Origin of the sequence: Domibacillus indicus, assembly GCF_023715895.1 — a bacterium.
In the GTDB taxonomy this organism is placed as follows: Bacteria; Bacillota; Bacilli; order Bacillales; family Domibacillaceae; genus Domibacillus; species Domibacillus indicus_A.
In genome coordinates, this window is sequence record NZ_JAMBOO010000009.1 from 124,547 (window position 1) to 139,690 (window position 15,144).

At 46.6% G+C, this 15,144-nt stretch carries 12 protein-coding genes, 4 tRNA genes and 1 pseudogene; 2 read left to right on the forward strand and 15 right to left on the reverse strand.

The features are described 5' to 3' along the window. Nucleotides 1-169: 169 nt before the first annotated feature. Nucleotides 170-966 (reverse strand): annotated as a pseudogene (gene proC, locus M3221_RS14800) (pyrroline-5-carboxylate reductase). Between the two features lie 329 nt (nucleotides 967-1,295). Between proC and M3221_RS14805 the strand changes: the two are divergent. Beyond that, on the forward strand, nucleotides 1,296-2,057 hold the full coding sequence (locus tag M3221_RS14805; protein WP_251272509.1) for a MerR family transcriptional regulator: 762 nt from the start codon (nucleotides 1,296-1,298) through the stop codon (nucleotides 2,055-2,057). A gap of 30 nt (nucleotides 2,058-2,087) precedes the next feature. On the opposite strand, the gene M3221_RS14810 is transcribed toward M3221_RS14805, so the two are convergent. The 10 genes from M3221_RS14810 to sigW all read right to left on the reverse strand — a co-directional run bounded on the left by M3221_RS14810 (nucleotide 2,088) and on the right by sigW (nucleotide 14,256). Further along, a complete protein-coding gene (locus M3221_RS14810; protein WP_251272510.1) occupies nucleotides 2,088-2,951 on the reverse strand; it encodes a PPK2 family polyphosphate kinase in 864 nt (287 codons plus the stop codon). Nucleotides 2,952-3,108: 157 nt separating this feature from the next. After that, nucleotides 3,109-4,395, reverse strand: coding sequence for an MFS transporter (locus tag M3221_RS14815; RefSeq protein ID WP_251272511.1), 1,287 nt, complete (start codon nucleotides 4,393-4,395; stop codon nucleotides 3,109-3,111). 36 nt (nucleotides 4,396-4,431) lie between these two features. Continuing rightward, the gene (locus M3221_RS14820; RefSeq protein ID WP_251272512.1) at nucleotides 4,432-6,033 is read right to left on the reverse strand and encodes an amidohydrolase; all 1,602 of its coding nucleotides are present in this window, start codon (nucleotides 6,031-6,033) and stop codon (nucleotides 4,432-4,434) included. 266 nt (nucleotides 6,034-6,299) lie between these two features. Further along, complete coding sequence (glmS, locus tag M3221_RS14825; protein WP_242235076.1) at nucleotides 6,300-8,102, reverse strand: glutamine--fructose-6-phosphate transaminase (isomerizing); 1,803 nt, start codon at nucleotides 8,100-8,102, stop codon at nucleotides 6,300-6,302. 329 nt (nucleotides 8,103-8,431) lie between these two features. Further along, nucleotides 8,432-9,637 carry an MFS transporter gene (locus tag M3221_RS14830; RefSeq protein ID WP_251272513.1) on the reverse strand — a complete coding sequence of 402 codons (1,206 nt, stop codon included), beginning with the start codon at nucleotides 9,635-9,637 and terminating at the stop codon, nucleotides 8,432-8,434. 151 nt (nucleotides 9,638-9,788) lie between these two features. Then, nucleotides 9,789-11,138: a phosphoglucosamine mutase gene (gene glmM / locus M3221_RS14835; RefSeq protein ID WP_251272514.1), complete on the reverse strand. Its 1,350-nt coding sequence runs from the start codon at nucleotides 11,136-11,138 to the stop codon at nucleotides 9,789-9,791. 31 nt (nucleotides 11,139-11,169) lie between these two features. Beyond that, entirely contained in the window at nucleotides 11,170-12,135 is a 966-nt protein-coding gene (locus M3221_RS14840; RefSeq protein ID WP_251272515.1) for a CdaR family protein, read from the reverse strand. Beyond that, the gene (gene cdaA, locus M3221_RS14845) at nucleotides 12,128-12,967 is read right to left on the reverse strand and encodes a diadenylate cyclase CdaA (protein WP_242235069.1); all 840 of its coding nucleotides are present in this window, start codon (nucleotides 12,965-12,967) and stop codon (nucleotides 12,128-12,130) included. The genes M3221_RS14840 and cdaA overlap by 8 nt, the downstream gene beginning before the upstream one ends. A 110-nt stretch (nucleotides 12,968-13,077) precedes the next feature. After that, on the reverse strand, nucleotides 13,078-13,674 hold the full coding sequence (locus M3221_RS14850) for a zf-HC2 domain-containing protein (RefSeq protein WP_251272516.1): 597 nt from the start codon (nucleotides 13,672-13,674) through the stop codon (nucleotides 13,078-13,080). Between the two features lie 18 nt (nucleotides 13,675-13,692). After that, nucleotides 13,693-14,256: an RNA polymerase sigma factor SigW gene (sigW, locus tag M3221_RS14855; protein WP_242235058.1), complete on the reverse strand. Its 564-nt coding sequence runs from the start codon at nucleotides 14,254-14,256 to the stop codon at nucleotides 13,693-13,695. 154 nt (nucleotides 14,257-14,410) lie between these two features. Between sigW and M3221_RS14860 the strand changes: the two genes are divergently transcribed. After that, entirely contained in the window at nucleotides 14,411-14,560 is a 150-nt protein-coding gene (locus M3221_RS14860) for an aspartyl-phosphate phosphatase Spo0E family protein (RefSeq protein ID WP_251272517.1), read from the forward strand. Between the two features lie 130 nt (nucleotides 14,561-14,690). Here the strand turns inward: M3221_RS14860 and M3221_RS14865 are convergent. From M3221_RS14865 to M3221_RS14880, 4 genes are all read right to left on the reverse strand, one after another. After that, nucleotides 14,691-14,763, reverse strand: a tRNA-Lys gene (locus M3221_RS14865). 4 nt (nucleotides 14,764-14,767) lie between these two features. Beyond that, a tRNA-Gln gene (locus tag M3221_RS14870) sits at nucleotides 14,768-14,842 on the reverse strand. 75 nt (nucleotides 14,843-14,917) lie between these two features. After that, nucleotides 14,918-15,001: transfer RNA gene (locus tag M3221_RS14875), tRNA-Tyr, on the reverse strand. A gap of 19 nt (nucleotides 15,002-15,020) precedes the next feature. Beyond that, a tRNA-Thr gene (locus tag M3221_RS14880) sits at nucleotides 15,021-15,096 on the reverse strand. Nucleotides 15,097-15,144: the final 48 nt, after the last annotated feature.

Sequence of the window (15,144 nt, forward strand, 5' to 3'; positions counted from 1 at the left end):
CCGAAAGCAATCTACCCTAAAAAGTGGTTTTCCTTGAAGACAGCTTTTCTCTTGCCTTGGAAGAAAGGCTTTATTTTTCTTCTCTATGCTGTCTCGTTAAGAATTGCTTCCCATTTTCACAACCACCCGTTTTTTCGTCGTATTGGCCGTCCAATTACTCCTTTTCAACTTATACGTGTGTTACTGTATAGGAAAACTGTTCACTAATTTCTTTTGATCTTTTTGTGGCGCCTTTGACCGCCTCGTATATGGCTTCCCCTCCGCCAAACGATTCGAGCGCTGCCAGCCCTGCATATGTTGTGCCATTCGGCGATGTAATGTTCTCTCGCAGCTCGGCTGGCGTGTTTTCCTGCCGCATAATCATTTTGGTCGCGCCAAGCAGCGTCTGCGCACTGATCTCCCGAACCATTTGAATGTCCATGCCGCTTTCCCGGCCCGCTCTTTCCATTTGTTCGAGTAAAAAATAAAAGTATGCCGGACCACTTCCCGCAATGCCCGTAAATAGATCCATCTTTTCTTCTTCAATGGGGTACACTTTTCCGATGCTGCTCAAAAGGGCAGTTGCCATGTTCATGTTTTCTTCCTTCACCCAGCGCCCTGCGCAAATCGCTGTTGCAGATTCGCCGGCAATGTCTGAAGTGTTTGGCATAGCCCGGATCACCTGCTGGCCTTCTAGAAAAAATGCCTCGATAAAGGCGGTTGTGAGGCCGGCCATCACCGAAACAATCACCTGATGCGGACGGAGCTTTTTAATGACTGCAGCGCTGTATCTGCGTCTTTCGGCTTCATAGCTAAAATAAAGAAATCGATTTGATCAAACGGCAAATCACTGCTTTGCATCGCCCGGATTCCGTATTTTGCTTGAAGCGCCGCCCGTTTTTCATGATTGCTGTGGTTCGTGACGATCACATGCTCCGGAGCCCATTGCCCATTTTGAACAATCCCCGCGATCATGGCCTCCGCCATTGAACCTGCACCTAAAAACGCGACTGTTGTTTGTTTGCCCATCTGTCTCTCCTTCGTGTTCGTATTTTCTGTTCGTATTTTCATAACGGTTTTCATACTAACATGCTCAGGTTGTATGTCAAGGGAGAACCCTAGAATAAAAAAGCATGCCGAACATATAAGCGCTATTATTTCCCTTTCCAATAACAGCGCTTAATGATGCAAAGGAATAGCGTTCAGGAAAAAAGGAAAAAGCGGTTTCTTCAGCTCATTTTTTATTAAAAAAAGATAACCACTTGACCTTTACGCAGCGTCAGCGTGTAGGATAAAAACAATCAGGAGGGCTGCTTATGGAATATACCATCAACAAAATGGCGCAAATGTCCGGTGTAACAACACGCACACTCCGCTACTATGACCAAATTGGGCTTTTAAAACCAGCGCGCATCAATTCATCCGGTTACCGCCTTTACGGCCAAAAAGAAATTGATCTGCTGCAGCATATCCTTTTTTACCGGGAGCTTGGCATCAGCCTGAATGATATTGCGGCTATTTTACAAAAGCCGGACTTTGATGAGATTGCTGCGCTGAAAAGCCATTACGAAAAACTGGCCGCCAAGCATGCCCGTCTTGAAAAAATAATGGCGACAGTGAAAAAAACGATCGCCAGCAAAGAAGGAGAGATCCTCATGCGGGATGAAGAAAAGTTTGAAGGACTGAAAGAAAAGATGGTCGAGAAAAACGAACAAAAATACGGCAGTGAAATTCGTGTCCGATACGGGGATAAAAAGGTTGATGCCAGTAACGCCAAGCTGATGAATATGTCAAAAGAAGATTTTGATGCGATGAACCAGCTTGGGGAGAACATTTTCATCCTGCTTGAGAAAGCGTCCGCTACAGGTAATCCAGCCTCACATGAAGCGCAGGAGCTGGCTGCCAGGCATAAGGAATGGCTTGCTTATTCCTGGCCGAGCTATTCCAAAGAAGCACATGCGGGACTCGCTGAAATGTATATTGCAGATGAACGGTTTACAGCTTATTATGATGCCCGTGTAAAGGGCGGCGCCCAATTTTTACGGGATGCGATTTTAGTTTACACAGGGATGAAGTAAGAAAGAAGCCACACAGTTGTGTGGCTTCTTTCACTCGTTTTCCAGCTTTTCAATATATTCATCCAGCTCTTGTCGGTCCTCATCTGAAATAACCGGGAATTGCGGATCAATCCCCTCCAGCAGCTCAATCATCACTTCCGTAATAATGTAGCGTGAATACCATTCATCATCTGCAGGAAGCACATACCATGGAGCATGCTCGGTTGATGTATGGCGCAGCATATCGGTAAAAATCTCCTGGTAGTTATCCCAATGCTCCCGCTCTCTTACGTCATTGAAGGAGAATTCCCAATTTTTCTTCGGGTCTTTCATTCTTTCCAGCAGCCGCTTTCGCTGTTCTTCTTTCGATACGTGGAAGAAAAACTTTACTACATAAAAGCCGTTTTCCACCATATAGCGTTCAAAATCGTTAATTTGCCGGAACCGCACCGGCCAAATATCTTCTTCTTTCTCTAAATGATCCGGAATGGTTTCCTCTCCCAATAAATCATGAACGCGTGTCGCGATGACTTCCTCGTAATGAGACCGGTTTAAAATGCCGATCTGCCCTCTCGCCGGAAGCGCTTCGTGAATTCTCCAAAGATAATCATGGCTCACTTCCGTAGCAGAAGGCTTCCCCAGTGTCGTCGTTTTCAACCCTTGCGCATTTAAATTCGAGAAAATATAACTGATAGCTTCGTCTTTTCCGGCTGCGTCCATCGCCTGAAGTACAACTAAAATGCCTTTTTTCTCCTCCGCATAAAGCTTCCAGTGCAGCTCCTTCAGCCGGCTCACACGTTCAGGAATCTCATTGTCCAGCAGTTCTCGTTCCTCGATACCGCCTTTTTCCGATGTCGCATAATTTCGCAGATCCAGCTCTTGATTCGCTTTCACTAGATATTTTCTCGTATCCATGCCATCCTCCTATTTTTCATGATCCCACAGATCAGGTTTCTTTTTTCTTACCCGCCTGATGCGAGGAGCAAACGAATAGAAAAGATGGACAGCACACCGAAAAAGCAGGTCCCGTTCCAGCGGGCCTGCCTGCATGTTGTATTTTAAAGATGTTGATTTAACTTCGGCGAGACCATATGACCATTGGAATAAGCAATAAGGACAACATGGCACCTGCAAGAGACAGCGCAGCATAGCTTGAATGAGCAACGACAATGCCGGACAACACTCCTCCAGACGCACCGGCCAGGGCAACGAGCACATCAACGGACCCCTGCGTTTTTGCCCGGCTGGACGGATGCGTGGCATCGACGATGATCGCAGTGCTGCTGATCAAGCCAAAGTTCCACCCAAGTCCTAGCAAAACGAGCGCAATGACTAAAAGGACCATAGAATCAGCCGGTGCAAAAGCAGATACCAGTCCGGCCGCGAGCAAAACCGCACCGGCGGCAACCGCCATCGCTGTCCGCCCCACTTTATCTACGAGAACACCCGTTATGAGGGAAGGAAGATACATAGCTCCGACATGAAAACCAATTACCAGTCCAACTTCTCCAAGCTCATGGCCATGATGGCCCATATGAACAGGCGTCATCGTCATAATGGCTACCATCACCAGCTGGGTGAGCACCATGACAGATGCGCCAGCCACAATTCCCCGCTTGTTTACGGCCGGTTCGGTAGCCAAATGTACGGCATTCTCTTCTTTTGGTTCAGACGCGATGGCTTTTGCCACTATAAGCGGATCCGGCCGGAGAAAAACAAACAGCACCAGCCCGGCTAAACTAAAAGCAGCCGCAGCCAGAATAAACGGACCGGCGAGAGCAGGGATGCCGATCGAGTGAGCAAATTCCCCCATTATCTCTACTAAGTTCGGACCGGCCACGGCGCCAAATGTGGTCGACACCATCGCCAGGCTGACCGCCATAGCCCGCTGGGTCGAAGCAGCCATGTCCGTTCCTGCGTAGCGCGCCTGCAGGTTTGTTGCCGTACCAGCTCCATAAATGAACAGGGAAGCAAACAGCAGGACGATGCTGCTTGTGACGGCTGCCGCAACCACACCGGCCGCTCCGACAGCCCCGCCCCAAAACCCCGCTGCCAGACCTGTACGCCGGCCAAACCGCTGTGAAAGCCGGCCCACCAAAAGAGCAGATGCGGCGGAGCCTAATGTGAACAGAGCTGTTGGAAAACCGGTCATACTATCCGTTCCAAGCATATCCTGCGCCAACAAGGCTCCTACTGTAATGCCGGCTGCCAGACCCGCTCCCCCAAAGATTTGCGAAAGAATCACAATAAAAAGTGTTTTCTTATATAACTGCTTTTGCTTTTCGGGAGAATCAAGGTACGGCTGCAGCCAGGCAGGATGGCGGGCTGCCTCTTTGGCCCGTTCGTCTTGAAGGATCATTCGCTCTTCCCCCTTTCCATTCTTTTCAGATTACGTTTATTCAATTGTTTTTGATTTGTTCCTTCTATCGTAGACAATCCGTCCTGCTACAACTGTCTGCACTGCTTTGGCAGCCAGCATCTCTTCCGATGTTCCGGCAAACAAATCCCGGTCAAAAATTGAAAAATCCGCCACATAATTCGGTTTAATGAGTCCACGCTCATGCTCTTTACAAATCGCCTGGGCACTGCCGAGGGTGTACATTTGAATGGCCTGGAAACGGGACAGCTTTTGCTCGGGCAGATACCCTTCATGCGCCTCCCCAGGCTTTTTGCGTTCAACCGCCGCATAAATGGAAGCCAGCGGATGGATCCTCTCCACCGGCGCATCCGTTCCCGCTGCACACATAATCCCACGATCTAACAACGTTTTCCACGGATATGCGTAACGGAGCCGCTCTTCGCCAAGGCGGTCCATCACCCATGGAAAATCGGATGGAACAAAAGCAGGCTGCACATCCACCACAACGGGCAATGCCGCCATTCGCTCCATTAAGTCTTTGCGCAATACGCAGCCGTGAATAAGACGGTCCCGTTTGCCTGCTGGCGGCGGATACTTTTCAATAAAATGAAGAACCTGTTCCGCCGCCGCATCTCCAATGATGTGCACTGCAATCGCTTCATTATATTGACGCGCGAGCTGGATTAATGCTTCCAGCTGTTCATCCGTATGAATAAGCAGCCCCTGGTTATCAGGCTGGTCCGTATACGGCGCAGACAGAGCAGCGGTTGATCCGCCTAGTGCGCCGTCCGCAAAAATTTTCATTGCTCCCGGCTCAATAAACGGTTCATCAAACACGGCATTCGCCTTTATCATCTTTTCGAAGACAGCATGATGGCGAAGCAGATTTACTCTGAAATGATGCTTCTCCCCAATCACACGCTGAAAGGCCGTCAGCGGATTGGTAAAGTCCCCGAAATAATGCATATCCTCTGTATGGCCGCCTGTTAGTCCATACGAAAGCATTTGATCCACCGTCCGGTTTAGCACATCTGTTAAATAATCAACATATGCCTCTCCTTTTCTTGGAATCGCCGCCGTAACTGGATCGATGGCTTTGTCATAAAGAAGCCCCGTTAACCTTCCATCCACACTCCGCCCAATGTCACCACCGGCCGGAGATTCACTTTTCTCATCAATGCTGCCAGCCAAAAGAGCGGCCCTGTTACCGAGCGCTACGTGATGACACACTCTCGTTAACAGAATGGGTTCTGTCCGGATCGCATCGAGCTCTTTCATCGTCGGGATGCGCGGATGAGAAAATGTATTTTCATCCCAGCCCTCCCCAAACAGCCACTTGTCCGCAGGCGTCGTTCGGGCGGCTTCTTTGACCATTTCCAGCATTTCTTCCGCTGAAGAAGCTGCCGACAAATCAAGCCGGACAAACGTTTCTCCTTGAAAGATCATGTGCAGATGGCTGTCTACAAAGCCCGGGTACATAACCGCTCCCTGCAAATCAATCTCTTCCTCTGCTTCTTTCCTCAACTCATCCGCCGGGCCTGTGGCGACAATCCATCCGTCTTCCACTAACAACGCTTCTACCGTCTCATTTTCTCGTTCCATCGTATAGATCGTTCCGCCGTGCCAAAGTTGTTTCATAAAAAGATCCTCTCTGCCGTTTCTATTCTGTTTCATCCCGATACTTATAAACAACACGTGAGGCTGCATATTAACAGCTATTAAAAAGAAACCATTTTGAATAAAGAATAATCACAATGGTTTCTAAAATCGAGTTCTGCTTATGTACATATTTTCATAACTCGTTCCGTAAAGCTGAATCTTCTCTTTGGAGACCTAGTCTTAATGTTAACCAGTTTGTTTATAGTATAACAAAAAAACCGCCCATTTCCGGGCGGTTTTTCAATTTATTCTACTGTTACAGATTTTGCAAGGTTACGCGGCTTATCCACGTCACAGTCGCGGTGAAGAGCGGCGTAGTACGCAATCAGCTGGAATGGTACAACAGCTGCAAGCGGTGCAAGCATTTCGTGAACGGCTGGAAGAACGAAACGGTCGCCTTCCTGCTCAAGGCCTTTCAAGGAAATGATGCATGTGTTGGCGCCGCGCGCTGCCACTTCTTTCACGTTGCTGCGGATGCTCAAGTTTACACCTGACTGCGTCGCAAGAGCGATAACCGGCGTACCTTCTTCGATCAAGGCGATTGTGCCGTGCTTTAACTCGCCGCCGGCAAAGCCTTCTGCCTGAATATAAGAAATTTCTTTTAGCTTCAAGGCACCTTCTAAGCCGACATAATAGTCAACAGAGCGGCCGATAAAGAAGCAGTTGCGTGTTGTCGCCAGATATTCTTTGGCGATTTGCTCGAATTCTTCTTTTGCATCACAAAGCACTTCCATCGCATTGGCAACAATTCCAAGCTCATGTACAAGATCAAAGCCGATGTCGATGCCCGCTTTTTTCGCTGCTGCTTCTGCCAAAATAGAAAGCACCGCGATTTGCGCTGTATATGCTTTTGTAGACGCTACGGCAATTTCTGGGCCTGCATGTAAGAGCAGCGTATAATCCGCTTCACGTGAAAGCGTAGAGCCTGGTACGTTTGTGATCGTCAGCGCTTTGAAGCCAAGTTCTTTTACTTTTACAAGTACAGCACGGCTGTCCGCTGTTTCTCCGCTTTGGGAAATAAAGATAAAGAGCGGCTTTTTCGAAAGAAGCGGCATGTTGTAAACGAATTCGCTCGCTACGTGCACTTCTACCGGAATATTCGCCATTTGCTCCAAGTACTGCTTGCCGACAAGGCCCGCATGGTAGCTTGTGCCGCATGCAACGATGTACAGGCGATCTGCTTCATTTACTGCATTCACGATTTCCTCGTCTACATGAAGCTCTCCCTGCTCATTTTGATACGATTGTGTAATTTTGCGGATAACGAACGGCTGCTCATCCGTTTCTTTTAACATGTAATGCGGATACGTGCCTTTTTCAATATCACCAGCGTCGATCTCCGCTGTGTATGGCGCACGCTCTACCACTTCACCTTGTGCGTTTTTAATCGTCACGGCGTTCTTTGTCACGATCACCATTTCTTTGTCCATCAATTCTACAAATTGGTCTGTTACTTGAAGCATCGCCATTGCATCAGATGCAACAACGTTAAAGTCTTTACCAAGACCAACTAAAAGCGGGCTTTTGTTTTTCGCCACGTAAATTGTATTTTCATCTTGTTTGTCTAGAAGGGCAAGCGCGTAAGAGCCTTTTAACAGACCAAGCGTCTTGCGGAAGGCTTCCTCTGTTGACAAGCCATCTTTCGCAAACAAGCCGATCATTTGTACAATCACTTCTGTATCTGTATCGCTTTGAAGCTCAACATTTGAAAGATATTCGCTTTTTAATTGTTCGTCGTTTTCGATAACGCCGTTGTGCACAAGTGTGTAGCGGCTGTCTTCGTTTTGATGTGGATGCGCATTGTAACGGCTTGGAATACCGTGAGTAGCCCAGCGTGTGTGGCCGATTCCTACGTGTGATTGTACCTCTTCGTTCACAACCGCACGCAAATCAGCGATACGTCCTTTTTCTTTGAAGATGTGCACACCCTCTTCGTTGCGCACAGCAATACCAGCTGAATCATAACCGCGGTATTCGAGCTTTTCAAGCCCCTTCAATAAAATTTCCTTTGTATCTTCACTGCCAATATATCCAACTATTCCGCACATAAATAGATTTCCTCCTGATTGAAGGCCTCGACAAACAAGCGCCGGCTAAGGCACCTGCCCGTCGCGCTTCGTTAAATTTTATATTTATGATTGGCACATGTCCGCTCCCTTTGTGCGAGAAGTTGCCCTCTCGTTTTAAGGATGAACGTAACAGCTGTGTACCAGCAGCCGGGAGGTATCCGCCGAAACATCGATAAACCTCCTCCTCGTCAACTGAACGTATGGTCGTCCCGCTCAGTTCAGGCGCTTTAAGGTAAAACAGTCGTTCTATAGCTCCTTTCTTTTTAGGAATAAAAACACGATAATCATACCGTGTTTTCATCCCTGCGTCAATCAAAAACTGACTTTCTTCTGCCTGCAGACAGCAGGACAAAAATGGCAGCAGCCACGCACAGAAAGCCGGTAGTCATAAAGACTGCATCTAGGCCCATTTGATCTGCTATCATACCGGCTGCAAGCGGACCGAGAAAAATGCCAAGCGCATAAAAAGACTGAAAAAAGCCCATGGCTGACATTTTAAATGCCGGCGGGCTGGCCAGCACCACTTCGCTGAGTAAAAGAGGAAAAATAAAGCCAAGTGCCAGACCAATAAATATGTGCACACTACTAAGAGATGCAAGTGTATGCGTAAATGGAACCGCAAATAAAAAAACCGCAGTAAGAATGAAGCAGATCGTAAGTACGGGTTTGTTCCAGCGCGGATCAAGACGATAAAAGACGAGACTGAGCGAAGCAGCCGCATGCGGAATGAAAAAAGCACATGTCAGCCAAATAAAAGACTGCTCCTCCACGCCAAGTGCAGCCGCGTAAATAGGACTGAAGCCAAAGATCGTAATAAACAAAGCTGCATGTGCGATCATGGACAGAAACGTCAGCCCTTTCAGATGCGGCAGCCGGATCGTTTCTTTTATATGAAGCGCTGCATTTCTCCGGGCAGCAGGTTCCTCTGATGGCTGTATCTCCTTAATTCTCCACGCGAAAAAAGTACCTAAAATAGAAGCAGCAGCCCCCGCCCAAAACGGGAAAGTCCAGCCGAACTGGTGAACAAGCCAGCCGCTGACGGCCATGCTGAAAAACTGTGTGGCTACTGTGACAAACTGCATGATGCCCATCGCCTTAGAAGCATGGCCGGCGCTGAAATAATGGGAGTAAAGCACCGTCGCCATCACCCACATCGATGCGGTTACGCCTCCTAAAAGACGTGCCGTCAGCACCATCGCGAATGAATCAAAGAAAATAAGCATAAGGGTGCTGAGAAGCGCTGCGATAAAGCCGCCCACAAATAAATGCTTGCGGATTTTCTGCAGAAAGTCCGACAAGATGCCGAGCGGGAAACGCAGCAAAACCTGCGTAATACCGTAAGCGCCTAAAATGATGCCAATAGCTGAAAAGCGAAAGCCGATTTCCTGAAGGTACACACCAAAAACGGGTGCATAAATGTACGTAGCCAGCCAAAAACAAAATACAGCTGCTAAAAAGTACGCATGATCGCGGCGCCCGACAATGGGCTGTTTCTTTTCTATGTATTCTTCCACTCTATAAGCTGCCCCCTTTTTATGTGAACGCTTTCTGACTATTATTGTGCAGATGATTCTTCATTTCAACCATTATGATTTGAAAGGGCGGGGCAAACAAAAAAAGAAGCCCGGCCTGCCAGTATTTCACCAGCGTCCGGACTTCCTTTTCTTATACGCGAAGACCCATTTCTTCGTCAACAATTTTTGCAATGCGGTCTGTGTATGAACGGCATTGCTCTTCTGTCGCCGCTTCCACCATCACGCGTACAAGAGGCTCTGTACCGGATGGGCGAACAAGAACTCGGCCATTACCGGCCATTTCTGCTTCCACACGTTCGATTTCTGCTTTGACTTTTTCATTTTCTGCCACATGATGCTTATCTGTTACACGCACATTGACAAGCGTCTGCGGGAATTTTCTCATCTCTGCCGCAAGTTCAGACAGCGATTTTTTTGTTGCTTTCATAATGTTGACAAGCTGCAGGCCGCTGAGCAGGCCGTCACCTGTCGTATTGTAATCAAGGAAAATAATATGGCCGGACTGTTCGCCGCCAAGATTATAATTGTACTTTTTCATTGCTTCTACTACGTATCGATCACCGACAGCCGTTTGTTCGCTTTGAATGCCGTGCTCGGCGATGCCTTTGTAAAAGCCCAGGTTACTCATAACGGTTGAAACAATCGTATTGTTGTTTAAGCGCCCCTGCTCTTTCATATAGCGTGCACAAATAAACATGATTTGGTCGCCATCCACGATACTGCCGTTTTCGTCGACTGCAATCAAGCGGTCACCGTCACCATCAAAGGCAAGGCCGATATCCGCCTCTTTTTCTTTAACGAATTGTGCAAGCTTTTCTGGATGGGTTGATCCAACACCGTCGTTGATATTTAAGCCATTTGGCGCAGCGCCCATTGTTGAAATATCCGCTTCAAGATCGGCAAACAAGTGAGCAGCAAGTGAAGAGGTCGCGCCGTGTGCACAATCAAGTGCCACGTGAATGCCGTCAAAATCTTCTTCAACAGACTGCTTCAAGTACTGGATGTACTTTTGGCCGCCTTCGAAGTAATCACTCACTGAGCCAAGGTCTGCTCCTGCCGGACGCGGCAGTGTATCCTCTGCCTGATCTAAAAGTGCTTCGATTTCTGCTTCCTGCTCATCAGAAAGCTTAAAACCGTCAGAACCAAAAAATTTAATGCCGTTGTCCTGAACAGGATTGTGCGAGGCTGAGATCATGACACCTGCCTGCGCATCCATGGCTTTTGTTAAATACGCAACTCCTGGTGTGGAGATGACGCCAAGGCGCATAACTTCCGCTCCAATAGAAAGAAGTCCTGCTACAAGTGCTCCTTCAAGCATTGGACCTGAAATGCGGGTATCCCGTCCAATCAATACTTTTGGACGCTCCGCATCTTTCGTTAACACATATCCACCAAACCGGCCCAGCTTAAACGCAAGTTCCGGTGTCAGTTCTGTATTTGCCACGCCTCTGACGCCATCTGTACCAAAATACTTACCCATCTATTGTTTCTCTCCTTTTATCAAAACGGCTTTATGAAGATTTTTCCGTTGATTTTTCCACTGTGACTTTCACTTTTACTTCCTGCGGTGATGAGAAATTAAACTGTTCTCCCAAGTTCACCGGCACGGTAAGCGTTGTATCCTTTGTTATCCCGCTTACATCAACCGGAAGAGAAAATTCCTTTAACTCCTTCAGCGCTGATTCTTTTCCGTAAATCGTGATTTCATCTACATCCGGCTGGAGTGAAGAAATCTTCACGTTATCGGCCGGCGTGCCTTTTGCTACCGGATTAAGCGGCACCTTTTTACTTGGATTTTTTACCGCGATCGACACTTGGACCGTTTCAGGCTCAACTTTTACATCAAGCTTGTTTAAATTTCCATCGAGTACCTGTACCGCTGCGGTTGCGGTCGTTTCCTCATCAATTTCGTCTTCACCGGTCAGGGCTGTGCGGACAAATGCAATTTTCTCAATATCCGACTCAGACCCTGTTACTTTTACTTCTCTTGGGGCAACCGTTACGTTGTCGACCTGATAGCCTTCTGCGAGCGCAGAATCATTAAATTCGGGTGTGACGGTTTTCGTAGTGGTTACTTTCTCTTCTATGTTTACATCAACCGTAGCGGGCTGAATCGACACATCCAGCTTGTCAGAGAAGTTTTTGTGCGTAATAGCTACCCGGTGCTTTCCAATCTCATAATCCGTTAAGTCGAGGTTCACCTCGAAATCACGCAGGCGCTTTGTTGATTCAATGATACTCTTTGGACCGGAGATCTCCACCCTCACCTGTTCCGGTACACCAGACACATATAAATTTTCTGTATCATAATATGTCTTCAACGGTACGTTCGTCAATACCTCGGTTGTATCAAGTGCACCGCTTCCTGCCTGCTTAACTGATTCAAAATCACCAAAATTCACGGTCATGTAAAGCAAAAAAGCCAGTAAGAAAGCCACAATGCGTACAAACCATTTGCTTTCCACGAAATTATCCATTGTTTCTGCGCCCCTTCCACATCCAGCGGTTGGAAGACTCATTTTTGTTGATGCCAGTCAACAGCTGATGCTCTAAAATGTCCCGAAATTCCTCTTCCGTTAAATCACGGTACAAATCACCGTTTCGAGTTACAGAAATAGCGCCTGTTTCCTCCGATACGATAATTGTCAAGCTGTCTGTGACCTCACTAATACCAAGCGCTGCCCGGTGCCGTGTGCCCAGCTCTTTTGAAATAAACGGGTTTTCCGATAAGGGCAGATAGCAGGCCGCAGCGGCAATCTGGTCTTTTTGAATAATAACAGCTCCATCATGCAGCGGCGTATTGGGAATGAATATATTAATCAGCAGCTCTGATGTAATAACGGATTGCATCGGAATACCCGTTTCAATATAGTCGTTCAGGCCTGTTTCTTTTTCAATGGAAATAAGTGCACCAATCCGGCGCTTCCCCATGTAACGGATCGACTTAACGAGCGCGTCAATGATTTTACGCTGTTCCTCGTCTTCCTGTATGGCACTGCGGGAAAAAATGCGCCCGCGTCCCAGCTGCTCCAATGCACGCCTTACTTCCGGCTGGAAAATGATGATCACAGCCAGGAAGCCCCAGGTGAGCGCCTGCTGCATAATCCAGCTTAATGTATCAAGGCCGGCAAAACCTGCTATAGCGCGTATAATAACAATAACAAAAATTCCTTTTAACAACTGGACAGCTTTTGTCCCTCTAATGACCATAAGCAGCTTATATATCACATACCAAACAAGCAGTATATCAATCGTATTCGATAAATAATCAATAAACGTATAATCTTGAAAATAAGTCGTAAACGGCATACTAGATCCTCCAGGTTGGAATTACGGAGCCGTGAAGAAATCACTCTCTTACTTAACCTGTCCATTATAACATACAAGCGAAAAAGAAGCAGACGATTACCGTCAGCTTCTTATTGAAACACCATTTTTATTTCATACCAAATTCGACCAAACAATGCGTCTATCTCCTCAATATCTCCTGTAACGTTACCAGCAGATGCCATAAAGCGGTCTCCATTAATCACAGTGACATTTCCATCGACAGAGCCTTCGATTCGAATGTCGCCGTTCTTCACGACAATATCTTCTTCAACAACGGTTCCGGCCGGTACAATGACGGTCTCATTTTCTACTTTTAGCGCACTATTTTTCGTAAAAGCAAACTGATTGTCTTCCTGACTGAAAAAAGAAGCAAAGCCCCCGCTCATTAACAGCAGAAACAACGCTGCTGCCGTTAAAAACGGATGGTTTTTAAACCATCGCTCTATCCCAACCTTTTTCCCTTCTCGCGGAAGCAGCGCCATTACACGGCCCGTAAAGCCTGCCGGCGCTTCTATATGGGAAGCACTTTGAACAAGTGCAATGGTTTTCTTTAATTCAGCAAAATGCTGTCTGCAGTCCTTACACGTTTCTATATGATCTTTTAACTCTTTTTTTGCTTCTTCTTGAATATCCCCATCCAGATACTCATGCATATAATGAACAATCCGTTTCGGACAAGATGTCATCGTTCATCGCACCCTTTCTCACAAATGCCGCAAATGCTTTCGCAGGGCTTCACGTCCCCTGTGTACACGTGTTTTTACCGTTCCAAGGGGCAGTTCTAATATATCTGCTATTTCCTGCAGCGGCAGTTCTTCAATATATTTCAACACAACAACGGAACGATACTTCTCTGGAAGCAATAAAATCGCCTTATGAATAGATGCCTGTAATTCAAGGCTCTCGACTTCATCTTCCGGAAGCTGATCGCCTGAGGCCAAATGTGAGTACATATTTAATCCTTCTGTTCCGGCAATTTCTGCATCTAAATGATAATCCGGTTTCTTTTTACGGATTTTATCAATACATAAATTGGTGGCAATTCGATACAGCCATGTTGAAAACTTTTTGTTTTGATTATACGTATGAATGTTCAAAAAAGCTTTCAAAAAAGTTTCTTGTGCCGCATCCTCTGCCTCATGACGGTCCCAGAGCATCCGAAAACAGATTTGGTATACTTTGTCCTTATACAGCTCGACAATTTCTCCAAATGCATTTTGGTCTCCTTTTACAACTTGTTTAATTCGTCTTTGTACAATTAAATCCATTTTCTCTCCCTCCGCCCTCGCGGTATGTGTTTATACGGATGCACGTACATAAAGGTTTCAAAGAAATAAAAATTATTTTTTCAGGTTTACACTTCCATTAAGTGGGTAATTCTTTTGTATGTATAATTTATTTATGGATAGGGGGTATCATCCGTTGCAGTCCATTCAACTCGAAACAACGATTGAGCAGTACCGTTCTGAAATGATCTCCCAGGCCATGCTGACATCTTTTAATGATCAAAAAGTCATTGAAATCAGTCAAAAGCTGGATCGACTTTTAAATGAATGGTCCATCCGTAAATAAAAAAGCAACCTCTTTTTTCAGACGTTGCTACCTTTTATTTCTAATTATAGCAGTTTTTTTGTCGAAAAACGAAAAAATATACAAAAAAAGGCATTTCATGTATATGCATGAAATGCCTTTTGTCATAAAATGAGCCATGAAGGACTCGAACCTTCGACCCTCTGATTAAAAGTCAGATGCTCTACCGACTGAGCTAATGGCTCAAAATGGCTGGGCTAGAAGGATTCGAACCTTCGCGTGACGGAGTCAAAGTCCGTTGCCTTACCGCTTGGCTATAGCCCATTAATGTTATCTGTTATGTAGTATACCCCAAAAAAGAAGAAAAAGAACATGTTTGTATATGTTCCTTTAGGAAAATGGTGGAGGGGGGCAGATTCGAACTGCCGAACCCGAAGGAGCGGATTTACAGTCCGCCGCGTTTAGCCACTTCGCTACCCCTCCGTATTATTTAATTAAGAAGTGGTGCCGGCAAGAGGACTTGAACCCCCAACCTACTGATTACAAGTCAGTTGCTCTACCAATTGAGCTACACCGGCATAAATGGTGGAGGATGACGGGATCGAACCGCCGACCCTCTGCTTGTA